This is a genomic window from Tunicatimonas pelagia (genome assembly GCF_030506325.1).
Classification (GTDB): domain Bacteria; phylum Bacteroidota; class Bacteroidia; order Cytophagales; family Cyclobacteriaceae; genus Tunicatimonas; species Tunicatimonas pelagia.
The window spans coordinates 2934591-2958251 of record NZ_CP120683.1 but is presented as its reverse complement, the minus strand read 5'-3'; the positions used below and the strand labels follow the sequence as shown (position 1 = coordinate 2958251).

Below are 23661 nucleotides of genomic sequence, written 5' to 3'. Positions count from 1 at the left end.
ATTTTTTAACTATCAGAGATTCATTTTTTTTAACTCATTTACCGCATGGTCGGCCGCCCGGGCAGTTAGTGCCATATAAGTGAGCGAAGGGTTTACGCAAGCAGCCGAAGTCATGCAGGCTCCGTCGGTCACGTAAACGTTAGGCACATCGTGTACTTGGTTCCACTTGTTGAGTACCGAGGTTTTTGGGTCACGACCCATGCGAGCAGTACCCATTTCGTGAATTCCCAAGCCAGGCCAGCTTCCCGCATCGTAGGTCTGAACATTTTTGAAGCCGGCTGCTTCTAGCATCTCAGCAGCTGAGTTGGCCATATCCGGCCGCATCGCCATTTCATTCTCCTTAAATTCAGCATCAAAAATAACGGTAGGTTGCCCCCACTTATCGGTATTTTCGTAGTCCAGCGTCATTTTATTCTCGTGGTAAGGCAGGGTTTCGGCAAAAGCCGTCATACCCATGCGCCACGGACCGGGTTCTACAATTTTCTCCTTCAAGCTAGCTCCGAAACCCATTTCCGCTACGGCACTCTGCCAACTCTCCCGACTGCCCCCGCCTTGGTAGCCAAAGCCTCGTACGTAATCTTTTTGCTCACTGGCTTTATCCACGTTGCGGAAGCGGGGGATGTAAAATCCGGTAGGCTTACGTCCGTAGTAGTATTGATCGGCAAAACCATCGTAGTCGCCACTCGCTCCAGTGCGGAAGTGATGATCCATTAGGTTATGACCTAGCTCACCGCTACTTGCTCCGATACCATCGGGGAAAGCATCAGACTTAGAGTTCATTAGGATCGAGGTAGAAGCAACAGCCGACGCACAGCAGAAAATCACTTTGGCGTTAAACTCCATTGCTTCATTCGTCTCCCGGTCAATCACATTTACTCCCACGGCCTTTCGCTGTTCTTTATCGTAGATGATTGAAGTAACAATGGAGTCAGGACGTAACGTTAAGTTTCCAGTTGCCTGCGCTGCGGGCAGGGTAGCTGCATTGCTGCTGAAGTAGCCCCCGTAAGGACAGCCCCGAATACAACGGTTACGATACTGGCATTTTACCCGCCCGTTGTGGTTTTGGGTCAGATTAGCCGTGCGACCCATCGTCACCACTCGTCCGCCAAAATTTTCCGCAACTTTTTCCCGAAAGTGTTTTTCCAGGCAGTTAAATTCCATCGGGGGAAGAAAGTTGCCATCGGGTAGTTGAGGCAGCCCCTCATTCATTCCGTGGATTCCGGCGTAGCCTTCAGCATAAGTATACCAAGGGTCAATATCGGCGTAGCGAATTGGCCAGTCTACCCCGTGCCCATCGCGCATATTGGCCTCAAAATCCAAGTCACTGAAGCGGTAGCTGTGACGGCCCCACATAATAGAACGTCCCCCTACGTGGTAGCCCCGCATCCAGTCAAAACGTTTGGTTTCCTGGTACGGATGTTCGCTATCTTTTACAAACCAATGTTTAGACGACTCCCGAACCGTGTAACCCGTGCGGCTCTGTTTGGGATAATGCTCCTTGATTTCTTCGGGTGGTGTTCGTTCCCGGGTGGGAAACTCCCAGGGTTCTTTGTTTGCCGTGATGTAATCTTTGACATGCTCCACCATGCGGCCTCGCTCCAACACTAGGGTTTTCAACCCTTTTTCACAAAGTTCTTTCGCGGCCCAACCGCCACTAATACCCGACCCGATGACAATAGCATCGTAGGTATTCTCTTCCATGCCTTTGGAATTTACGTACATACAAGTGTGATATTTAGGTAATTACTTATACTAATTGAAACCGCGTCGGCGGCCGATTGATACTGGACAATTGAAAATAAATAAGCTACTGTTATTTCAGTGCTTTAAGTTACCTGTAATACACAGTTACAAAATTGAACCGATATTAAAATTCTTGACCGCTTAATTTAAGCTATTCACCGCAATTAGAAAAGCAGGAATCGCAAAATTAGCGGCTAAATAGAAGTAAACTTTCAAAGAATAGTAAGCAGCTCAGTCAGCGACTGAATTTCGTGGGTAACGGTTGTATTATGTTTTTCCTGACTAGGATTGAAGTATACGCTATCAATCTTAGCATTTTGCGCCCCGAGAATATCAGACTTCAGATTATCGCCAATCATAATGCACTCTTCCGGAGTAGCCGGGATACGATCAAGGGCATAATGAAACATGCCTTCGTGCGGTTTTCGGTAACCCGCTTCGTCGGAGGTGGTCACAGTCTGAAAGTATTTGGACAGATTAGCATGTTTAAGTTTGACCAACTGTACATCGGAAAAGCCATTCGTAATGATGTGGAGCGTGTACTTTTCTTTCAGTGTATCTAGCGTAGCGAAGGTACCAGCAATAACGTGTCCCTTGGCGGGGCAGGTAGTCAGATAGTCCTGCGCTATAGTAGGTGGCAATTCTTTGGGGTACGTCAACTGTAGTTCATCAAAAATCAGAAAGAACCGCTCCCGCCGTAGCCGTTCCGAATCGTACTCACCTCGGTTATACAAATCCCACAGCCGGAAATTGACTTGATGAAATGTCCGACAAAAGGTATCGGCTGAGTGTACTCCCAGCTGCTTTAAGCGATATTGATCATATAGCTCGTGTAGGGTTTCGTTGGCACAGCGGTGATAATCCCACAAGGTGTGGTCAAGGTCAAAAAGTAAATGGGTGTAAGTTTTCACGGGTGTTTTGGTGTTAAAGTGTTATTGTGCGAAGTGTTACAATGCTATATAGTTTAGAGTTCTGTGTTACTTTCCTCATGCAAGGAACTCAGAACTTAGTCACTATCACACAGTTTTTACTGCCCTCACACACATGAAGATTGGGAATTCATTGAGTTCTTTAAAATGTTTAGGATCGTACTTCTCAAATTCTGGTACGGGCAGTGGCTCTAATATTTTATCTACGATGAATCCGTTTTCAATGAGCGGGTTTATGCAATCCATTAATGATCTTCTGAAGCTTTCTACTTCAATGGCTCCACCGAAGCCCGTCCAGGTAGCACTTACCTTTTCGGTCGTAAAGTAATCCTTAGATTTATAATAGGTGTAGTCGGAAAAGGGATGGGTAACGGAAAAAACGAAAGTGCCTCGGGGTTTCAAAACTCTATTGAATTCTTTGAATACCGGTTGCCAGTCGTAGATATATTCTAGTACTAATGGGCAAATGACAATATCAAATAGTTGATCTTCAAAGCCTAGGGGGCGAGTTAAATCATGAACCGTAAATTCACCATTAGAATCATTTCTTTTTACCGCCTCTTCAATCATTCTCGGGCTCAAATCTATTCCGATAACTGTTGCTCCTTTTGCCATCAGAATCTCCGCGTATTTTCCCGGGCCACAACCCGCGTCTAGCACGTGTTTTCCGGCTACCTCTGGTAATAGACTCAGTGTGTTGGGACGGTCATAAAAAGCATTATGAGGTTTATAATCTATCTTATCAGAATAGCTTTTAGCTAGCTTATCGTAAGTCTCTCGGGTATTGATGTCATTCATTGTTGGGCAATATTATTTCCTGAACGTCTGGTTTACGGAGGTTGTTATCATTTTGAGTATCATGGTGTTTTAGTGTTAATGTATTCAGGACTTTATAGGTATTTAATTCCACACGAAACATAAACGCAGGAGCCCGTCTTGCCATAGCACGTAAACACTGTAACACCTCGAACCATAACACTAGCACTGCTGTTTTATAATGCCCATCAATTCACTATTTTTGCAAGCGATTTAATTTTTAGAATCTAACACAACTATGGCAGAAAAATCATATGATCTTATTGTAATTGGAAGTGGCCCTGGCGGCTACGTAGCCGCTATTCGCGCCGCCCAGTTAGACATGAAAGTGGCAGTAGTAGAGAAGGCTGAACTAGGGGGCGTATGCCTCAACTGGGGCTGTATTCCTACCAAAGCACTACTAAAAAGTGCCCAGGTTTTTGAATACATCAAACACGCTTCGGACTACGGCATTAGCGTAAAGGATGCGGAAGTGGACTTTGGGGGAATGGTGAAACGTAGCCGGAATACGGCGGGAAAAATGAGTAAGGGTATCCAGTTTTTGTTCCGCAAAAACAAAATCGACACCTTAGTAGGTCACGGCAAAATAGCTGGAAAAGGTAAAGTAGAGGTAAAAGGCGAAGACGGAAAGTCACAGACCTACTCCGCTAAACACATCATTCTGGCTACTGGAGGGCACGCGCGCGAATTGCCTAGTATCCCGATTGATGGAGAGAAAATTATTGAGTATCGTAAGGCAATGGTTATGGATGAGCAACCCAAGAAAATGGTAGTTGTTGGTTCGGGCGCGATTGGCTGTGAGTTTGCTTACTTCTATAATACTATTGGTACCGAAGTAACGATTGTAGAGTACTTACCGAATATCATTCCGCTGGAAGATGAGGAAGTGTCTAAGCAACTGGAGAAAATCTACAAGAAGAAGGGTATCAAAATTATGACTAACTCGGAGGTGACTTCGGTAGATACCAAGGGCAAAAGCTGTAAGGTGAAAGTAAAGTCAAAGGACGGCAAAGAGAGCACGATAGAATGTGATGTAGTACTTTCGGCAGTAGGAGTTGCCACTAACCTGAAAAACGTAGGCGTTGAGACAGTAGGCTTAAAGCTTAATGATCGTAAGACTCACGTGGAGGTAGATGATTTTTATCGTACTAATGTGGAAGGAGTTTACGCCATTGGCGATATTGTGAAAGGCCCCGCTTTGGCGCACGTAGCTTCCGCTGAAGGTATCACGTGCGTAGAAGCCATTGCCGGAATGAACCCCGAACCATTAGACTATAATAACCTGCCGGGATGTACCTACTGCTGGCCTGAAGTAGCGTCAGTAGGCTACACCGAAAAAGCGGCCAAGGAAGCCGGTTATGACATCCGCGTTGGCAAATTTCCGTTCTCAGCTTCGGGTAAAGCCAGTGCTGCTGGAGCTAACGAAGGTTTTGTAAAAGTGATCTTCGATAAGAAGTACGGTGAATGGCTAGGTGCCCATATGATTGGGGCCAACGTTACCGAGATGATTGCTGAGGTAGTCGCCGCCCGTAAGCTGGAAACTACCGGGCACGAAATCATCAAATCCGTACACCCGCACCCTACCATGTCGGAAGCGGTGATGGAAGCTGCTGCGGCTGCCTACGAAGAGGTGATTCATTTGTAGAAAATCGTAGTCAATATTTGATAGGAGGCAGGTTTGTAGTGAATCTGCCTTTATTTTTGCAGTAAATACAGTTCATAACGTGAAGTTGTCTGTAAGCAACAAAAGTGTCTATTCCATCCACAACCACTATTCATTCTATGAAAAATCTAACGCGGCTTTTACTATGTTTCTCATTGCATTTGCACGCACAAACCACTGATGCAGATCATTCCCAGAAAATGAATGAGATAGTGGTTAACCGCTTTGACGATACGATCAACATTGCGATACTAGTTTATCAAGATGTTGTACTACAAGATTTTGCTGGACCGATGGAAGTATTTTCTAAAGCTCAGAAGCTAACGAAAGGAAAGTATAATACCTATACAGTGAGCTTAGATAAACAGCCAATAACTACCGAGCAGGGTCTACTGACCATCACTCCATCTTATGATATTCATAATATGCCGGCTCCCGATTATTTAATTGTACCCGGAGCAAGTATGCCTGTTATCAATGAGTTACTTAACGATCAGTCCCTGCGCGCTTTCATTACTAACATTAACTCAACCGTAGTATCTATTTGTACTGCTTCGTACCTCTTGGCTAACACCGGGAAATTGGATGAAAAAAAAGCCACAACGCACTATTTTGTGGCTAATGATTTTAAAGCTAAGTTTCCCAAAGTTGAGGTAATTGAACACGTTCGGTTTGTAGACGAAAGAGATGTAATCACCTCTTCGGGCATCACCTCGGGAATTGATGCAGCATTGCACGTTGTAGAAAAAAATCACGGCGAAAAATTACGTGCTATGATTGCCCGGGCTTTGCAACATACATTTAAAGAGAAGGAACCTTGGCCAGTAGCACCTAACGGAATGGAATATAGAGGAAACTAACTTAACTTGATGATGTGGATAGCGTTACTCTGCCTCAGAGCGTAGACATGACCGCCGCCGTAGTGCCTCAGCCCGAGCAAGACCTGGAAGCCGGTTCGTATACCTATCAGGTGATCATTGAGACGGGGGAACAGAAAATTCCAATGGAGTCTTAGCTGGAGATCAAAGATGAAGGTGACACCTGGGTGATGGTGGAGTCAGCACAAACCCCGATGGGCACCGCCACCGACTCAATAGTGGTACAAAAGCAAACTCTACAACCGCTAAACCGGCAGGTAGGGGCCAGTAAAGATGAGTCTTACCTACTCGGCCGATAGTGTGACCGGAGAGATGAACGCCAACGGACAGCAAATAGCTATTGACCACGCCGTAGAGCAAGCCCTGTTTGCCGAAGGAGCCGGAGCTAGCAAGATCATTGCCAAGCTACCGCTGAAGGAAGACTATCAGACTACTTATCAGAACTTGTATCTTCAGTCGAACCAGATGAAAACGATGGTGTTGGAGGTAACCAGTGAGGAAGAAGTAACCGTGCCAGCAGGAACCTTCAAGACCTATCGGGTAGAGGTGAAGTCTGCTAATAGTGATGCGGGTCAAACCGAAATCTGGGTAGATCAGGCTAGCCACAAGGCAGTGAAGAGTAAAGCCGTAATCCCAGCGATGAGATGAATAGAGCCGCAATGACTACCGAGCTAAAGGATAGTTGGACTTCATAAGAAGGGCTGACGAATAGGTAGTAGATATTAGCCAGGAAACGCTTACCCGCACTGGTTTCATTAACAAATAAGCGATTCTCTTTTGCTATACGGAATCACATTTATTTCGGAAACTACTTTAGTATTGCTTAATAACATTTCCTAAGCCGAGTGACTTTCTGCCATTTTACCAGTTTTCTGTAAGCTTTTCACCGGGAAAAATTAATAATCGCTGTTCTTTTACTAAAAAGTATTATCATTATTAAGCGCTTAATATTTTTGCCTTAATAATATTACAGAATGGACGCAGTGGATATTAAAATCCTAAATGAACTTACAGCCAATGCCCGGGTGACAGGAGCGGAAATCGCCCGCAAAATACATCTTTCGTTACCGGCTGTCACTGAGCGATTGCGAAGGCTGGATAAGTCGGGAATAATTGAGCAATACACCATTCGCTATAATCGTGACCGACTAGGATTACGTCTCCTCGCATTTATCCAAGTGTGGATTGATCATACGATCTCCAACGAGGCAAAAGACTATCTGATAGGACTTCCTGAAGTTCTAGAATGCCATCACATTGCCGGAGGTTATGATTTGTTATTGAAAGTATTAGTAGAAGATACTAATGTTTTAGAAACACTCTTGACTCAAAAGATTAAACGCAACCGCGCTGTCTCTCGGACGAGTACTACGGTGGTACTCAGTACCTATAAAGAAGAAATTAATCGCCCCCACTATGACTTACCAAGAAGTAGAAAAACTCGTAACTGAATTTGAGCACGGCACCTATCCCGTAGCACTTTGGAATCACCGGGCGCATGTGTTGATGGCACTTTGGTACACCTACCACCAACCTTTGCCTCAAGCCCGAAAGAGTATTAAAGAAGGCATCAAGCTTTACAACGTAAGCGTCAAAGGGAAAAACACCGATCGTTCAGGCTACCACGAAACGCTTACAGAATTATACATTCGGGTAATTGCTCAATACCACCTCACCTTTGATGACAATGACTTCAATGCTCGACTTGAGCTATTGGACGATCAACCCTTCCTGGATAAAAGCTTTCCCTTTCGTTATTATCGGAAAGAATTACTTATGAGCAAAGAAGCTCGGAGGCAATGGATATCGCCTGACTTGAAACCGCTCGTAAATCTCGAGTTTGTCGTGCCTACGTAGTGTTCAGCAAGGAACTTCTACTGTTTTATCAATAATGGCTAATCCACCATCCAGAGCTAAATACGTTTACACTATTAGCGATATTATGGAAGGCTATGTCACGTACTCTACTGTAAGCACTACTTTCTTGTGGCAAGAAGGATAAAATGTTATGATGCAACTTGATGGGTAGTAGTTACTTTTCTTGCTTCTATCTCTGAGGCAATAATAGCTGTCAGAAATGTGATACTGTTTCCGAACAATAGCCAGGCTGCTAGATAGTGCCCCTCGCTGGGCATTAGAGAAAAGCGATCCACTGTGAAAATGTAAGGGTAAAATAGTATGAGAAAGGAGTCTAGCATCATTCCTGAAAAAGCGAATAAAGCGGAAGCCTTTGCTTTATCATTACCGCTGACTTTACGCCAGCGATAACCTACGATATTTAATAAGGGCATTCCAACAACAAGTAGTAAAAAATTCAACCACATGATGTTTTCGTCGAAACCTATAAATTTAAAGCTTACTGTAGCCAAGAACCATACAACCAACCCGTAGCCTAGAAAGAAAATTTTGTTTTGTCTGTTCATCTTATCTCTGATTTGATACACTCAAAAATAAGAGATCACTGATAGAAATTATTTGATCAGAATCAAAATCGCTTAGCGCGTAGTCTGCTCAATGTTTCTTGAGTCATTCCCAGAAAAGAAGCAATAGTACCTAATGGAAACCGCTGAACTAAATTGCCATTTTTTTGCATAAATGCTGAATATCGCTCTTTGGGTGTTTTAAATACGATAGATAGCAGTCGGTCTTGTTCGTGAACGAAGTACTGTTCAGTTAAACGACGACCCAAATTAGCAACATCTATCCTTTGGTTGTAAAGCTGTGAGAGTTTCTGATAATTGATACGAAGAAGCATAGCCTCTTCGGTAGTTTCTATGTACTCGAAAGTTTTGCCACCAGTGATCAATGCATATGCTGAGCAACAAAACTCATTTTCCGCGATTAGCCTAAAGACGACCTCTTTTTCTTCCTTAAAATAGTACTGTTTAAGGCAGCCTTTCAAGACTAAGAACAAGTCGTTAGAATATTTATTGGGTTCTAAAATAAGATGCTTTTTTGTAAGATTTATAGTACTGCTTATTTGTAAGATCTCGGCTAAAGCCTCTTTAGATAAGGAATCAAAAACAGATAATTGTTCTTTAGTCATCTTATCAAGAATATCGCTTAGAATTAAGCAGCAAATTTATGCTTTACCCTACTACTGCTTCATCAAACTAATGGCAAAGCCACCACCCGGAGCTAGTTCAATGGGTAACTCGGTAGAAGAATTTGCTTCAATACGCTCAATCTCGATACTGGTAGGATTATCATCCCAGTGAGCATCAGCACCATCGCGGTAGAGCGTAGCAATGTACTCGGGTTCGGCTTCCAGGAAATCGAAATTAACCGTAATTGTGCGGGCCTCTTCATCGGTGATACCACCTACAAACCAGCTACCGGTTTCTCGCTCTTCGCGGGCAATAGTCACAAAGTCGCCTATTTCACCATTGAGCACTTTGGTTTGTTCCCAATCAACGCCTACGTCGCGAATAAACTGGAAGGCGGGTTGCCCTTCGTAGCTTTCGGGTAAGTCGGCGGCCATTTGTACCGGACTGTAGATGACCACGTACAGTGCGAGTTGGTGGGCTAAGGTCGTATTTACCTGATTGCCTTCTTTATACGGCTCCATCTTGATATTAAACACCCCTGGAGTAAAATCAATCGGTCCGCTAAGCATTCGGGTAAACGCAATAATCGGTAGGTGCTCGGGTGGGTTTCCCCCGTCTGATGCCCAGGCATTAAATTCTTGCCCGCGTAAACCTTCGCGGGCAATCATGTTGGGATACGTTCGGCGTAGTCCGGTAGCTTTTATCGGCTCGTGGGCGTTTATTGCTATCTGATAATCCGCTGCTTTAATAGCGGCATTATTGTAATGATTGACCATCCACTGCCCGTGATGGTATTCCCCCTTCGGAATGATTGGTCCCACGTAACCCGACTTCACCGAGTGAATTCCTAGCGATTGCATCAGGGCGTAAGCGGTATCCATCTGTTGTTCGTAGGTGCGGGGGGCAGCCGAAGTTTCGTGGTGCATAATTAGTTCTACTCCTTTCTCTCGCCCGTAACGCACCACTTCTTCAATATCATAATCTGGGTAAGAGGTGATAAAATCAAAGACTCCTTCCCGATCTTCAAAGCCAATCCAATGATCCCAGCCCGTATTCCAACCTTCTACCAGTAAACCCTTGATACCATTTTCTGAGGCAAAGTCTATGTATTTTTTAGCATTTTCGGTAGTCGCGCCGTGTTTGCTACCAGTTACTTGGTCAGTAGTATAGGTCGACATATCCTGAGTACCTTCCATATCCCAGGTAGAAATTCCTAAGTGCATTTCCCACCAAATGCCGACGTACTTCATAGGGGTGAACCAACTGATGTCGCCCAGTTTGTTGGGTTCGTTCAAATTAACGATCAGCTTAGACTCAATCAGCCCGGCGGCATCTTCGCTAATCTGAATGGTGCGCCAAGGAGTGCTAAACGGTAGGCCCCGTTTTACTTTGTAGCCTAAGCGGTCAGAACCCACTAGACCACTTTCCATTCGTAAATTCTCCGGGTCAATCCTTAAGGTCATTCCGGCGTAGTCAACTAGAGCCGCTTCGTGAAAACTTAAATGCAGTCCATCGGCGGTTCGCATCGTGATGGGTGTATTCACTGCGTTTTCAGGAATATAGGATGAGTTCAGGTCAGGATGATCACGTTTAGCGATGGCATCAATTTTGGTGAACGAGCTGGTGTTGTACAAATGTTCGTAGATGTCCCAGTCGCCAGGTTGCCACCAGCAAGTATGATCGCCAGCCAGGGAGAACTGTGTTTTCTCGTCGGTAATAATCAGCGTGTCTACCCCTTGCTGTTCAGGAAAATGATAGCGAAATGCTACGCCATCATTATACGCCCGAAAGTAAATATCCAGTGGGCGGTTAGGGGCTTCCTTCTCTTGTAAATGCACTACCAACTCATTGTAGCGGTTTCGTACCGTTCGTTGCTCGCCCCAGGGCATTTCCCAGGTTTCATCGTCTGAGCCAGTATCCGTTCCCGTAATTTCCAACCCATTCATCAACGCGGATTGGTTCTCAAATTCAAAACCCAAGGTGGACGGTTGAATCACCGGAGTTTCCCCTTGGGTAACTGAATAGCTAGGAGTACCATCTTCCAGTAGAGTAAAGTCAACTGTAATATTTTCGGAGGGCGAGGGAACAGAAGTTACCATGGAGTTTTCGGGACTGGTGCAACTCACAAGATAAAGTATTAAGAGACAGAAAGATAGGGTGATGGTTTTCATTAGGCTAGTTGACATGATTTATTTGACCAACAGTCGTACGTAAACCTTTGTTTGACTTATCATTTCATTTGATAATAGGCCGAGCCTGTACCCCCTCACGCGTCATCTTCACCGGTTGAATGGTGCCATCATCGTTGAATGATAATCGATCAATGCAGGTTACCCGATGGTCGCGGCCTTCATTGGGAATGGGGCGGCGGTGGTAGACCATGTACCACTCGTCGGTACCAGGCACCCGAAGGGCTGAATTGTGCCCCGCACCCGTAGCCAAGCCGGGCTCAGACGATAAAATAGTACCCATACGCTGGTAAGGCCCATCTATTTGATCAGCTATGGCGTAGGCTACGGTATACGTACTATCCGTCCAGTTACCCTCCGACCACATAAAGTAGTACTGTTCATTACGTAAAAACACAAAAGGCCCTTCTACGTAGCCCTCCGGGGTAATTTCTTTTACCATTGCGCTATCGTTCCAGGGTAGTAGGGCAGTAAAGTCGTCGTTGAGTTTGCCCAGATTACAATGCCCCCAACCACCGTAGAAGATATAGTACGTGCCGTCGGTATCTTCAAAAACGAACTGATCGATAGGTTGGGCATCGTTGTAAAAATCAGCAATCAATGGTTCGCCCAAATAGTCTCGGAAAGGACCAGCAGGTGAGTCGGCCACTCCTACTCCAATTCCCCCAAAGTGATTGATGTCGTTGTTTTCGTCCCAAAATGGTCGTCCCGGCCGTTGCACATCATTGGCCGCAAAGAACAAGAAATATTGCCCATCTTTTTCTATTGCTGCCGGAGCCCACATAGCTTGCCGAGCCCACTTTACGGCAGTCGTATCAATGATACGGGAGTGCTTCTGCCAGTTTACTAAATCGGAAGAGGAAAAAGCGTCCATGAAGGTTTGCTCCTCAAAAGCAGCCGAATACGTGGGGTAAATCCAGTACTCATCACCAAAAACGATACCTTCCGGGTCGGCGTACCACCCATCAAAAACGGGGTTACCCGCTCGAGCAGTACTGTCGGTAGCAGTTGTAGTTTCGGTAGGGCTACTGGTACATCCGATGGTAGCAGCAGTCAGTAGCACTAAGTATCCATAAATAAGTTGTCTCATGCGGTTGGTATTTATCAGGTTTCGAGCTTAATATAGGTATACCCTGCGGAATAATCTATTTGAAGAAGGGCAGCATAGCATACACGAAGAAGAATAAGTGTTGTCCATCCTACAACAACCATTCAGAGTGAGGCACCATTTACTCAATAGGCTACTTTTCTCCCATTAGTTCAGCAAAAGCTTCAACGAGTTTTTTGACTGCAGTGGCTATTTCATGGTCTGCAATATCACCGTTTTTGTTCACCTTACCTCTCACCCCTGAAATGAGGAGCGTAGCATCTTCTGCAAGACTAGCCTGAACAGTTTGTAGAATCAATTTTAATTCTTCGTGCCCCTTCTCCCCTTGAGCAGAGGCCGTGATAAGTCCAGTAGGTTTATCCGAGAATACGGTTGTTGAAACACACCACTCAATAGCATTTTTAAGTCGGCTTGGAATACTAAAAACGTACTCAGGGGTACAGACTATTACTCCGTCGGCGACTTCAATCTGGTTACGAAGTTTAATTAGTTCCTCAGGAATATTGTCATCAGTCAGTTCTGTTCTAAAGTGGGGCAGCTTAGACAGATCGTCAATTATCTCTAAATCAAAATGAGGTTTTCCTAGTTTAGCCACTGCGTGTAGAATAGCAAGGTTGGAAGAACTTTGACTCGCACTTCCATTGATTCCCAAAACTTTTAGCTTTCCTCTCATGCCATTTTTTCTAGTAGCGAACCTTATCCAATTTAGCATTCCACTCTTCAAACAGTTTAACAGCTTCACTTTGCCCAATTTGCTGATAATCTAGTTTTCTCTCCTCCCAAACCAGAGGAATCTCCTGATAGAGCCACTCGTCATCAAAGTTAGCTTGGGCAGCATCATGCCGGGTGGCAGCAAAAACTACCTGATCAATGCGCGCCCAATAAATAGCTCCCAAACACATAGGGCAGGGTTCGCAGGAGGTATAGATGATACAACCGTTTAGCTCAAAAGTACCCAGCTTTTGGCAGGTATCCCGAATGGCAACCACTTCCGCGTGGGCGGTAGGATCGTGAGATGAGGTCACTTGATTGTGACCATAACCAACAATTTCCTGATTTTTTACCACGATTGCGCCGAATGGCCCACCAGCGTTCTTCCGCATCCCTTCTCGGGCTAAGTTAATAGCTATTGAAATGAAGTGATTATCGCTCTTTCCAGAGGTAGTTTGATCCATAATTGCTAAGATAAGTGGTTACTATTTACTCAAGGATCATTTATACTCTGAAAAGTTTCTGTAGCCTTTCGTTGGACGACCTTTAGCGATCCCTCCGCAAATCCAGATTATGGTAGATGTTGAAGCGGATAATATCACGTTGGCGGAATTCAAAGGCACTTTGCTGGCCGTAAGTCCACATGTACATCGCCTGAAATTGTAAGCTATTATTCAGAATATAGCCTAACCCAAGTACGGTTCGGTTTTCCTCAAAATTATTGTACTGAATATGCTTGCCGTTCTGAATAAAAATTTCGTTGTAGAATGACCCGAACAGCACACCGGGCCGTAGAGTGTAGTCGTTGATCGGTACGTAAGTTGTAAAGCGATACCGCCATCGGTTAGAGTATTTATAGTCGGCACCAATATCATTCTTTCGCTTCCACCGCTGCTCGAACCGAAGCTGATGGTAGAATTTAACTCGCCCCACCGATTGTACATAGAGCAGTTGCTCCCAAAAGCGGAACTCCGGCACCACGGGGTCAAAACGTTCGGTATCTTCCGGGTCGGAAGCCCAGGTGTAGGGGTTTACAAAGCCCCCGGTCACTTCCAGGTATTTGTCCAGCAAGTAAGTAACCCCAAACCGCAGGTAAAGGTTACGCATGTTTTGGTAGTAATCGGTGCGGCGCACGTGGTACTCACCGTAATAAAACAGGCGCTCACCTATTTGGTACTTGGTGTATACTCCGTGCCAAATTCCGGTTTGGCGATTAACTACCCGATCAGGAATCTGCGGATCATCGGGGGCCTCAGTAAGGTCTTGCCCCCAACCTACGTTGGGCAGTGCAAATATTAAAAAGAGTAACGTAAATAGCGTAAATCTTTGGTGCATAGCTTACAGATAAGATTCGCTCAGACGAGTCCAATAAGTTCTTTTATTTCTTGCGGATCGCGCACCCGCCGGAGCCTTCGCTCTAACTTGCGGGTGTTTTCCTTCGATAATTCCATCAGTCGGTCAAACAGGGCAACAATCTCCTTAGCCCGAGGAATGAGTTGGCGGTAATCGCGCGTTTCGGCCAACTGCACCAGCAAGTACTGATAAAGTTGCTCGGCCGCTTTTTCGTACAATTCTTTCTTCGCCCGTCGGGTAAAATCGTAGCTGAAAGTATAGGGGTCGAAGGTTTTCTCGGTGTACGTTTCATCTATCAGCTGGGCGTACTCGGGGATTGTGTCCAGTGGGGTATGCAAGGCGTGTAGTGTATCCAGCACCGCGTAAATGCTATCACCAATCTGCTGTTTGATAATAAAATTGTTAGCCTTACTGTACCGACGCTCCAGTTGGTTTACCCGCCCATCTACAAACGCCTGATAAATCATGCTTTCCAGTGAATTAGGGGTCTCTCCGGTACGAATGTACAGACTGTCTACTGTCTTGTGTTTTTGGCTAATTTTTTCTTCCAACGCCCGGTTTACCCCCTCCTGCTCAATACTGGTTAGCTCACCCTGAACGAAAGCAAGCCTAGGGGGAACGAAAACCATCAGGTCGTTCACGTACTGACTAAGCCGAACCGGCAGGCTAACCGAATCGTAAGGTTCCCCCGGCAGTTGAACTACGTACTGCCGGGGCCCGCCATCAACTACGTAGTTGAGTGTATCCGTCTTTTTGGCAAAGGTTAACGAGTCACCGAACAGTATTTGGGGGTCAACGTACTGATACTTCGGGGTACTCATAAAAGTGGCTACTGAGTCAAGTACGGTCAATTGACTATCGAGCTTACTGAAGTAGGTAAATATGTGGGCTAGGGAATCATTACGCTGGCGATTGAGTTCAAAGGCTTCGTTGCGGGCTAGGGGACTGATCTGAGCTTTGAGTGAATCGACCTTACGGTTCAACTCTTCAATGGCTTTTTGTTCTTCTTCGCTGATTTCGTATTTAAATCGACTGGTAGCCGCCAGTTCAACGGGTTTGCGCCCCTGAATCTCGTTGGTCTGTAGGTCAACACTAACAAAATTGTTGAGGGCTCGCTGGATGATGTTATTACCCGCTCGTTGTCGGGTTTTCTTCACCGCCCCCTTTGGGTAGCCGAGGTCAAATAACAAACCGAACCCCTGGCGACTAACCTTAAAACCCAGTGACTCAGTATCTGTTGACTTGAGCTTCTCTAAGTTAGCAATTACCTCATCGTAAATAAGGCTATCAATTACCTTACCCGTAGCCTGATCAATGCGGACGAGTGAGGTAAGTAAACCCTGACGGTAGGTTCTACTTTCTTCAACTACCGTGCTATCGGTACGGTACCAGATCTCCCACTGCTGGTTCATTCGGCCATTTTCATCAAACTGCCCCTGTACACGGTAAGTGTCCTGCTCTGATTCTTTATTGAATGTGAACGAGCCCGAGAGGTAGCCATCGCGAAAGTTGGCAATACCCCGGCGTACCGTTCTAAGGTATTCACTGTTCCGCATAGAATCTTCACGATACGTCCACTCGCCCATCGGTGACCCTTCGTCGTACGTACCCCGAATGTTAATGTAGTTACCGTTTACATTGTACTTTAGTTCTACGTCTTCAATATCCTGAAGAATTACTTCGTACTCCTTAAAATCGTAGTTCCAATCTCCATGCTTCTGGTTCTCTTTGTATGCCCCTTCGTATACTTTTTTTATCAGCAGGTTTTCCTTCACCGAGTCGGTGTAGGTTACGGTAAAGTAGAAGTCGCCATCCAGTATTTTTTCCTCCGAGCGGCGGGGTTGGTCGTAGTAGAAACGGGCTTGTCCTTGCTCGCCAATTTCGTTCTGGTATCGACCCTCGTATAACTGGTTTTTTTGAGCGGAGGCCGAGAAGAAAAGTAAGAATAAAAACATGCCGCATAGTGCGACCCGAAAAGTATAAGCTAACATCAAAAAATAAGTAATGAAGCTGTTGAACTTCAGTAAAACTAAAAAATCACCCTTTGGGTCGTTACCAATACTTCTAAAGCGTCACAACGACTAGTGCAACCCAAAAAATCTAAGTAGATTCATAACAAAAATGGTGAAATAATACGAGAATTTCAGCCATATCCTTAATAAATTAAAAAAGCAGATGCCCCGGGGAACATCTGCCTGAAATATAATCTAGACCTGATTTCTTTTTATTCAGGAAGCAATACCCGATTAATTACGTGAATGACTCCGTTGGTTGCCAGAATGTTTACGCTGGTTACTTCAGCGTCTTCATTATCCGCGTTAAGGTCAGCGATAGTTACTGGATCAGCAACGTTTACTATAAATTCTTCCTCTCCGATGGTAGTTACAGATCCATCGGCCAAATCAGTAGAAAATACCGCTCCAGAAACTACGTGATAGAGTAAGATAGACCGCAACGTAGCAGCGTCAGCATTAGCTATAGCGTCAGCATCAGCAAACCCAGCCGCGATGAAGGCATCATCAGTAGGGGCAAATACGGTGAACGGCCCATTACCTCTTAGCACCTCAACTAAATCACTATCAGTATCATCAGCATTTTGTAGAGCTGCTAATAGTAAGGTGAACTGAGGGTTATCAGCATCAGCAGCAGAAGCTGCTACAATATCAGTAATAGAATTCATGGGTGGTACTAACACACCATTAATTGCGTGTACTACGCCGTTTGCTTCTTCTAAGTCAGGAGCAACCACTTGCGAACTTCCATTCAGGAAGATACCATCATCACCATTGTTGCTAATATAGATTTCTGGGCTTATACCATCTTGATTGATATCAAAACTAGGTACTGAAGATGATCCCGCAATAATATTTGATGAGAGAACAGTGGCATCTAATACGTGGTACAGTAAAATATCATCCAACATATCAGAAGCCAATAACTCCGAGGCATCGGCAAAGGCACTGCCATCAATGTAGGCGGCAAATGCATCGTTGGTAGGAGCAAACACCGTTAAAGTAGCATCGTCATCAGTAAGCGCACCAGTAAGTTCCGCTCTTTCAACGGCAGTTACTAGCGTAGTAAATCGTCCTTCGGCATCAAAAATAGCAGGCTCTAGAACAGTGCCTAAGCTATTCAGAATAAATTCAGGAACCAGTACAGCGTCAATCACATGAACTATACCATTGCTCGCTACAATATCGGCTGATCCATCTACCACATTAACACTACCATTGATCGTTGTCCCATCAACGCTAATACTACTTCCTTCTAGTGTTTCTTCGGAATCAGTCAGTTGCTCGGCTGTTTTGGCACTTCCTAAAATATGGTACTGTAATACTCGTTCCAGCACATAATCGGGCACATCGTCTAAATTCTCGAAAGGGTTTCCGGTAGCATCAGTCAGCGTAGTTAATAAAGCTGCAAAAGCATCATTGGTAGGAGCAAATACGGTTAGTGTGCTGGTCTCATCACCGGCGGCATCAGACAAGCTAGATACTCGTCCTAAAGCAGCAACTAACGAACTTAGTGATTCGGTTTCAGAAGCAATTTCAGCAATAGTTTTCGGAGTTGGTACAATCACAAATCCTTCGGGAACCAGTACTTGGTCTACCGCGTGGATTACACCATTGGTGGCTTCAATGTCGGCTACCACTACGTTGACCCCATTCACGGTTACTGCATTTCCGTTGACCCCGATGGTAAGAGTTTCTCCGGTTAGCAACGTAGGAACGGTCTGCCCCTCTTCCAGTGCGGACGAAAGTAAGGCACCACTGGCTACGTGGTACTGCAAAATCTGGATCAGCGACGCAGTGCTGATTTCTTCTAAGGAACTAATACCATCAGTGGCAGCTATCAATGCATCAAAAGCAGCATCGGTCGGGGCAAAAACGGTAAACGGCCCAGTGCCAGATAAATCATCATTTAGCTCAGCTGCTATAACTGCTTCTACCAATGTATCAAATCGGTCGTCGCCATCAGCAATCTCTACAATGTTTTGGGTAGGTGCCGGACTAGGCGGATCGCCACCATTGTCATCATCGTTGCAACTGGCCAGAAATAACAAGCTCAGACAAAAGGCTCCGGTAAAGCGGAACAGACGATAAAAATTAATAATTGGTCTTTCCATTGTCAAAAAAAATTTTGTGTGATATGATTTTCAAGTACGTCTCTCTAACTTGTTTAGAGGAATAATGTCTTATTAAAAGGCTAAAAAAATTATATAAGTGGTGTGAGTTGTTGAAATAATGGGTTGAACTGTCAGTAAGGGTGGTACAAATTTTTGCTTCTGCCTACCGTAACGGGTCGGTTGGCTAATAAACTTCGTATTGTACCGTTACTATTATTCAATCGTGGTAAATAGCCGTATGTCTGCATCTGATCAAACCCTGTACGAACGCCTGAACCGATGGGTACGAAATTCGGTAACCCTGCGCCTTATCTCTATCGGGATACTGGTGCTACTTCTCTTGATTCCTACCGCAATGATTGAAAGCTTAATTCACGAGCGGTCGCGGTATCGGGAAGATGCCATTCAGAATATAAGTAGTCTGTGGAGTAATGCCCAAACCATAGGGGGACCGATACTGACAGTGCCGTACGAAGTAATTACCGTTGCGGAGGATAATCGTACCCGCCGGAGCGTTCAATACATCCACGTACTGCCCGATTCGCTGGGTATACGAGTGAAAATTTTGCCTGAAAAACGCGCTCGTGGTATTTACCAAGCTATTGTGTATCAGGCGCAGTTACAGATAGAAGGCACCTTTACGTTGCCCGATTGGGGTACGGTGGGAGTAGACAGCAGCCAACTACTTCGTTCGGAAACGGCGCTATCGCTAGGTATTCCCGATATGCGAGGGATTAACCAAGCGGTTGCAGTTGAGTGGAATTCCCATCAGTACACTTTTGAGCCGGGAGTAGCCGCCACCGACGTACTACCCTCCGGTGTTCAAACGAGGGTGCCTCTGATAGAAAATAATACCCTCATTCCTTTTCGCCTAGCACTAGATCTGAACGGGAGCCAATCGCTACAGTTCTTACCAATGGGACGAATTACCCGAATAGATATGACCTCGCCCTGGCCGCACCCCAGCTTTTCTGGCTCCTTTCTGCCTGATGAACGAGAGGTTGGTGAGCAGGGGTTTTCCGCCTACTGGGAGGTTTTGCACTTGAACCGAAACTTTCCTCAAGTTTGGAAGAACAGTCAGTTTCGTTTCAACCTTTCTAATCGCTCGGCAATGGAACCGTACGTAGACCGTTACGCCCTACCCGAAGATGTGGCTACAACCAATAGTAGTTATGCCTTTGGGGTTAATTTGCTGCAAGCAGTAGATACTTACCAAAAATCGCTACGCACGGTGAAGTACGCTATCATGTTCATTGCTCTTACATTTCTTATCTTTTTCTTCACGGAAATCCGTCATTATCGCCGTATCCATCCTATTCAGTACATTTTAGTTGGGCTAGCCCTGTGTTTATTCTTCGCGCTCCTGCTGGCTATCTCCGAGCATGTATCCTTTGCATTGGCCTACGTCATCGCTAGCTTAGCAACTATTGCACTAGTCGGGGTATACGTTCGGGGAGTACTGAAGGATAATAAACTTACCGGGTTGGTGGTTTTGCTACTATTGCTGTTGTACGGATTTATCTTTATTCTTTTGCAACTACAAGACTATGCCCTGCTGGTAGGTAGCCTAGCCCTGTTTGCAATTCTGGCGGCGGTAATGTACCTGTCGCGCCAAGTGAATTGGTACGCGCTTTCGGAGAATATCTCTGAAAATAAGGATTAATCTATTCTTCAGATAAACCGTACATACCTGTAAGGAAAGAAACTATTTCGGCGTTATGCTTAAAAAGGTAAACTGTATATGAAACAACTGCTTATTTTGGGAGCGGGACGCTCCTCCACCGCCCTTATTCAGTATTTATGTGAGCAACGTCAACAGTACCACTGGCAGATCGTTGTGGCCGATGCTTCGGAGCAAACGGTTGCCGTTCTTAAGCAGCAATATCCTACTATAGAAACTCAGCAAATTGATGTGCTTAATGAAGAGGCGCGCAACCGTATTGTTAAACAGGCTGACCTAGTTATATCGATGCTACCGGCGCGGTTTCATATTCATGTGGTGCATTCCTGCTTGGCCTTACAGAAAAATCTGATTACGGCTTCTTACGTGAGCGACGATGTAAAAAAGCTGCGAACCGATATTGAAAATAAGGGCCTAACTTTTTTGTACGAGTGTGGCCTCGACCCGGGTTTAGACCATATGTCAGCCATGAAACTTATTGATGAAGTGAAGGCACAGGGTGGTACCATAACCTCTTTTCAATCTTCCTGCGGAGGGCTAATGGCTCCCGGTTCAGATGATAACCCCTGGCGGTACAAATTTACCTGGAACCCTCGTAATGTAGTGCTAGCCGGAAAGTTTGGTACGGCGCAATATCTATTTAGAGGTCGCTATAAAAATATTCCGCACCACCATGTATTCAAACGCTTGAGTGCGGTGGAGGTACCGGATTACGGACGCTTTGAGTCGTACCCCAACCGTGACTCACTAAAGTACCGTGATTTGTACGGCATTCACCAGGCTGAAACTATTCTGCGGGGCACTTTGCGCCGACCTGGCTTCTGCGCGGCTTGGAACGCTTTTGTTCAGCTAGGGTTGACCGACGATAGTTACGAAGTTCGTAATCTGGAGAATATGACTTACGCCGATTTTGTACGAGCCTACTTACCCTACAGCGAAGATAGCTTAGTCACTAATTTTAGTCGATACATTGGAACGGACGTTACCTCCGAGCTGATGGATCGGATTACCTGGCTGGGCTTGCTTGAAGAAAAACCTATTGGCCTGACCAAAGCATCGCCCGCTGATGTATTGCAAAAACTGCTGGAAGAAAAGTGGCAGACCGAACCACAAAATGAAGATATGATTGTGATGCAGCACTTGGTGGGGTATCAGCTCAACGGGGAAGATTTGCTCACTACTTCATCACTGGCAGTAACCGGACGGTTGAACCATCTCTCAGGAATGGCTAAAACTGTAGGTTATCCGCTAGGAATCGCAGCAAAACTTATTCTGAATAATCAGGTATCACAGGCAGGGTTGGCTATTCCGGTGCATAAGGAGATTTATCAGCCTATTTTGCAGGAATTAGAAGGCTTAGGTATTGTGTTTCAGAATGCTACGCGTTCTTTGGTATCTGCCTATTCGCACTGAATTGTGCCAAATTGGCTGGCTTCATATCCGGAATGGTTATTTCTACCGAGGTACCTTTACCCTGGGTAGAGGTAAGTACAATAGCGCCTCCTAGCTTCTCTACGATCTCTTTTGTAATATACAATCCCAGCCCAGCCCCCGATGCTTGCTCGCTTGCCCGGTAAAACATATCAAATACCTGGCTTTGCACTTCTTTTTCAATACCAATACCATTGTCTACCAGGGTAAGCACTAGGTTACCTCCTTGTCTGGTTGCGTTTATCCGAAGGGTAGATTGCTTTTTCTCAGTATCTGCGTACTTAATTGCGTTTGAAATAAGATTGGTAAGAACAACCCTAACCCGTCTGCGATCAGAGTAGCATTGTAACTTAGGGTCAGTGTACTGGTTAATATCAACAGGTTGGTCGGTGGGTTGCAAGTACTGTAAATCTCGAATTGCATCAACTATTACTTGCTCAACATCTATTTGCTCTATCTCTACCTCAGTACGCCCATTACGGGAGTACTCAATAATATCCCTGACAGTTTCATCCAGCTTATGAATACTTTCTTCTATCCCCTCAGTAATTTCTAGTCGCTCTTTCTTTCGAGTAGCTGCTTTTAGCAGTGAGGTTAGCCCCAGAATTGAGGTAAGCGGCGACCGGAGGTTATGCGATGCACTGTACACCAGTTTATCCAATTCTTGATTAGCTTGAGTTAATTTTTCGTTGAGTGCCTTCTCGTTAAGCAATGCACTATTTATCTTGGCTTCAGCTTTCTTTCGTTCGCTAATATCCCGAGCTGTGTACTGAATATATAACTTTTCACCCTGCTCGTTCTGGTGAATGGTTAAGGTTGTTTCTAGCCATAAATAATCACCTTGCTTATTTTTCAGCCGGACTTCTACACTTCTTTTCTGAGTCATTTCTGGTTTTATGCGCGATATATCTTCGGGATGTAGTAAGTCGGGGGTAGATCGGCCAATTAATTCTTCGGGTGTGTAGCCAAGCACTTGCTGAATGGAAGGGGTGGTATAGAAAATTTTAGTGTTAGGAGTGCAAAAGAAAATAATGTCGTATAAGTTTTGCGTAATAAGCCAGAACTTCTCCTCCGAAGCTTTCAAACGCTCTCCCGCCAAATTAATAGACTTTGCTAAGTCTTCAAGGTCTCGGTCAGAGGTTAATGCTTCTTCAAACTCTCCTTCCTGTTGCATCAGCCTTTTTACCCGGCCGGTTAAATCACTGATTGGCTGCATAATCCAGCTTGGCACCTTATCCATTACCACAGCAACGCTTATCAGCACCATAATACAGACTAAAAATGTGTTAATTTTTGCTTTCAAGTATAGGGTTTGCAACTCTTCATTTTTGTTCTTCAGTGCCATATGGCTTGCCTCTATAATATCCGAGCAATTGGCCCGAACCACCTCATTTTGCCAGCGTAGCAAACTGAGATATAATTCATCTGGATCAGGTACGCTACCTACTTTGTTCAGGTTTTTTTGGTAGCGGGCGTAGTTATTCTTTAGCTCAACAGAAGCTTCTGAGCGTTTTCCTTCCAACTGATTTGCCTCAATGGTTGATATATAATTTTTGATGACGCCCTCTTCACTGGCAACAATTTTTAAAAGAGCTTCTTCTTCTTGAGTAGAAGTGCTATCTATACAGAGCATCACCAAGGCTCGGTCTAGCTTTACCAAAGAAACCATAAGCTCTTCGGATACTTTTACCAGTTGATAATCTTCCTGAAGCATTTCTGTGGAAGTAGTACCTAGTCGATTTAGGTAATATAAGGACGTTCCTAGCGAAATAAAGGTAAGTAGGAATACGAAAAGTAAAGACGAAAGAATATGTTTTCTAATGGTCATACTGGGTTGTTGCTTAAATTTTCTGCCTTTGTACTTATCTCTTCGTAAAATAAGTATAAGTACTTATGCGCGATATTTTCAGGGTTATTGAATCCATTGGCGAGATATATTTTACATCCTACATCGGCACCAATAGATAGAGGGTTCTTCCTGAACAA

General features: G+C 44.9%; 21 protein-coding genes. 8 read left to right on the top strand and 13 right to left on the bottom strand.

Annotated features, from left to right (window positions below; genetic code table 11):
- Positions 1–12: 12 nt before the first annotated feature.
- The 3 genes from P0M28_RS12540 to P0M28_RS12530 all read right to left on the bottom strand — a co-directional run bounded on the left by P0M28_RS12540 (position 13) and on the right by P0M28_RS12530 (position 3470).
- Entirely contained in the window at positions 13–1722 is a 1710-nt protein-coding gene (locus P0M28_RS12540) for a GMC oxidoreductase (protein WP_302210250.1), read from the bottom strand.
- A 233-nt stretch (positions 1723–1955) separates the two neighbouring features.
- Positions 1956–2654 carry a YjjG family noncanonical pyrimidine nucleotidase gene (locus P0M28_RS12535; RefSeq protein WP_302210249.1) on the bottom strand — a complete coding sequence of 233 codons (699 nt, stop codon included), beginning with the start codon at positions 2652–2654 and terminating at the stop codon, positions 1956–1958.
- A 105-nt stretch (positions 2655–2759) separates the two neighbouring features.
- Positions 2760–3470: a class I SAM-dependent methyltransferase gene (locus P0M28_RS12530; protein WP_302210248.1), complete on the bottom strand. Its 711-nt coding sequence runs from the start codon at positions 3468–3470 to the stop codon at positions 2760–2762.
- A gap of 256 nt (positions 3471–3726) precedes the next feature.
- Between P0M28_RS12530 and lpdA the strand changes: the two genes are divergently transcribed.
- The 6 genes from lpdA (at position 3727) to P0M28_RS12500 (ending at position 7886) form a co-directional block, all read left to right on the top strand.
- Positions 3727–5133: a dihydrolipoyl dehydrogenase gene (lpdA, locus tag P0M28_RS12525; RefSeq protein WP_302210247.1), complete on the top strand. Its 1407-nt coding sequence runs from the start codon at positions 3727–3729 to the stop codon at positions 5131–5133.
- 137 nt (positions 5134–5270) lie between these two features.
- Positions 5271–6011, top strand: coding sequence for a DJ-1/PfpI family protein (locus tag P0M28_RS12520; protein WP_302210246.1), 741 nt, complete (start codon positions 5271–5273; stop codon positions 6009–6011).
- Positions 6012–6025: 14 nt separating this feature from the next.
- Positions 6026–6166, top strand: coding sequence for a hypothetical protein (locus tag P0M28_RS12515; RefSeq protein WP_302210245.1), 141 nt, complete (start codon positions 6026–6028; stop codon positions 6164–6166).
- A gap of 136 nt (positions 6167–6302) precedes the next feature.
- Positions 6303–6677, top strand: coding sequence for a DUF3108 domain-containing protein (locus P0M28_RS12510; protein ID WP_302210244.1), 375 nt, complete (start codon positions 6303–6305; stop codon positions 6675–6677).
- A 326-nt stretch (positions 6678–7003) separates the two neighbouring features.
- Positions 7004–7480 carry an Lrp/AsnC family transcriptional regulator gene (locus tag P0M28_RS12505; protein ID WP_302210243.1) on the top strand — a complete coding sequence of 159 codons (477 nt, stop codon included), beginning with the start codon at positions 7004–7006 and terminating at the stop codon, positions 7478–7480.
- Positions 7446–7886, top strand: coding sequence for a hypothetical protein (locus tag P0M28_RS12500; RefSeq protein ID WP_302210242.1), 441 nt, complete (start codon positions 7446–7448; stop codon positions 7884–7886). The genes P0M28_RS12505 and P0M28_RS12500 overlap by 35 nt, the downstream gene beginning before the upstream one ends.
- A 149-nt stretch (positions 7887–8035) precedes the next feature.
- On the opposite strand, the gene P0M28_RS12495 is transcribed toward P0M28_RS12500, so the two are convergent.
- The 9 genes from P0M28_RS12495 to P0M28_RS12455 all read right to left on the bottom strand — a co-directional run bounded on the left by P0M28_RS12495 (position 8036) and on the right by P0M28_RS12455 (position 18563).
- Positions 8036–8452 carry a DUF5367 family protein gene (locus P0M28_RS12495; protein WP_302210241.1) on the bottom strand — a complete coding sequence of 139 codons (417 nt, stop codon included), beginning with the start codon at positions 8450–8452 and terminating at the stop codon, positions 8036–8038.
- A 62-nt stretch (positions 8453–8514) separates the two neighbouring features.
- Positions 8515–9075: a Crp/Fnr family transcriptional regulator gene (locus tag P0M28_RS12490; protein ID WP_302210240.1), complete on the bottom strand. Its 561-nt coding sequence runs from the start codon at positions 9073–9075 to the stop codon at positions 8515–8517.
- A 51-nt stretch (positions 9076–9126) separates the two neighbouring features.
- Positions 9127–11175 (bottom strand): glycoside hydrolase family 97 protein, encoded by a 2049-nt coding sequence (locus P0M28_RS12485; protein ID WP_302210239.1) that lies wholly within the window; start codon positions 11173–11175, stop codon positions 9127–9129.
- A 136-nt stretch (positions 11176–11311) separates the two neighbouring features.
- On the bottom strand, positions 11312–12355 hold the full coding sequence (locus P0M28_RS12480; RefSeq protein WP_302210238.1) for a glycoside hydrolase family 43 protein: 1044 nt from the start codon (positions 12353–12355) through the stop codon (positions 11312–11314).
- A gap of 151 nt (positions 12356–12506) precedes the next feature.
- Positions 12507–13085, bottom strand: a complete 579-nt coding sequence (locus tag P0M28_RS12475; RefSeq protein ID WP_302210237.1) for an NADPH-dependent FMN reductase — start codon at positions 13083–13085, stop codon at positions 12507–12509.
- Complete coding sequence (locus P0M28_RS12470) at positions 13057–13548, bottom strand: nucleoside deaminase (protein ID WP_302210236.1); 492 nt, start codon at positions 13546–13548, stop codon at positions 13057–13059. The genes P0M28_RS12475 and P0M28_RS12470 overlap by 29 nt, the downstream gene beginning before the upstream one ends.
- An 82-nt stretch (positions 13549–13630) precedes the next feature.
- Positions 13631–14419 (bottom strand): DUF2490 domain-containing protein, encoded by a 789-nt coding sequence (locus tag P0M28_RS12465; RefSeq protein WP_302210235.1) that lies wholly within the window; start codon positions 14417–14419, stop codon positions 13631–13633.
- A 20-nt stretch (positions 14420–14439) separates the two neighbouring features.
- Complete coding sequence (locus P0M28_RS12460) at positions 14440–16428, bottom strand: hypothetical protein (protein WP_302210234.1); 1989 nt, start codon at positions 16426–16428, stop codon at positions 14440–14442.
- A 233-nt stretch (positions 16429–16661) separates the two neighbouring features.
- On the bottom strand, positions 16662–18563 hold the full coding sequence (locus P0M28_RS12455; protein ID WP_302210233.1) for a fasciclin domain-containing protein: 1902 nt from the start codon (positions 18561–18563) through the stop codon (positions 16662–16664).
- 238 nt (positions 18564–18801) lie between these two features.
- Here P0M28_RS12455 and creD point away from each other — a divergent pair, with 238 nt between their 5' ends.
- Both creD and P0M28_RS12445 read left to right on the top strand, forming a co-directional pair.
- A complete protein-coding gene (creD, locus tag P0M28_RS12450; protein WP_302210232.1) occupies positions 18802–20226 on the top strand; it encodes a cell envelope integrity protein CreD in 1425 nt (474 codons plus the stop codon).
- Positions 20227–20304: 78 nt separating this feature from the next.
- Complete coding sequence (locus P0M28_RS12445) at positions 20305–21657, top strand: saccharopine dehydrogenase C-terminal domain-containing protein (RefSeq protein ID WP_302210231.1); 1353 nt, start codon at positions 20305–20307, stop codon at positions 21655–21657.
- Here the strand turns inward: P0M28_RS12445 and P0M28_RS12440 are convergent.
- Positions 21623–23503, bottom strand: a complete 1881-nt coding sequence (locus tag P0M28_RS12440; RefSeq protein WP_302210230.1) for a sensor histidine kinase — start codon at positions 23501–23503, stop codon at positions 21623–21625. The genes P0M28_RS12445 and P0M28_RS12440 overlap by 35 nt on opposite strands.
- Positions 23504–23661 lie beyond the last annotated feature (158 nt).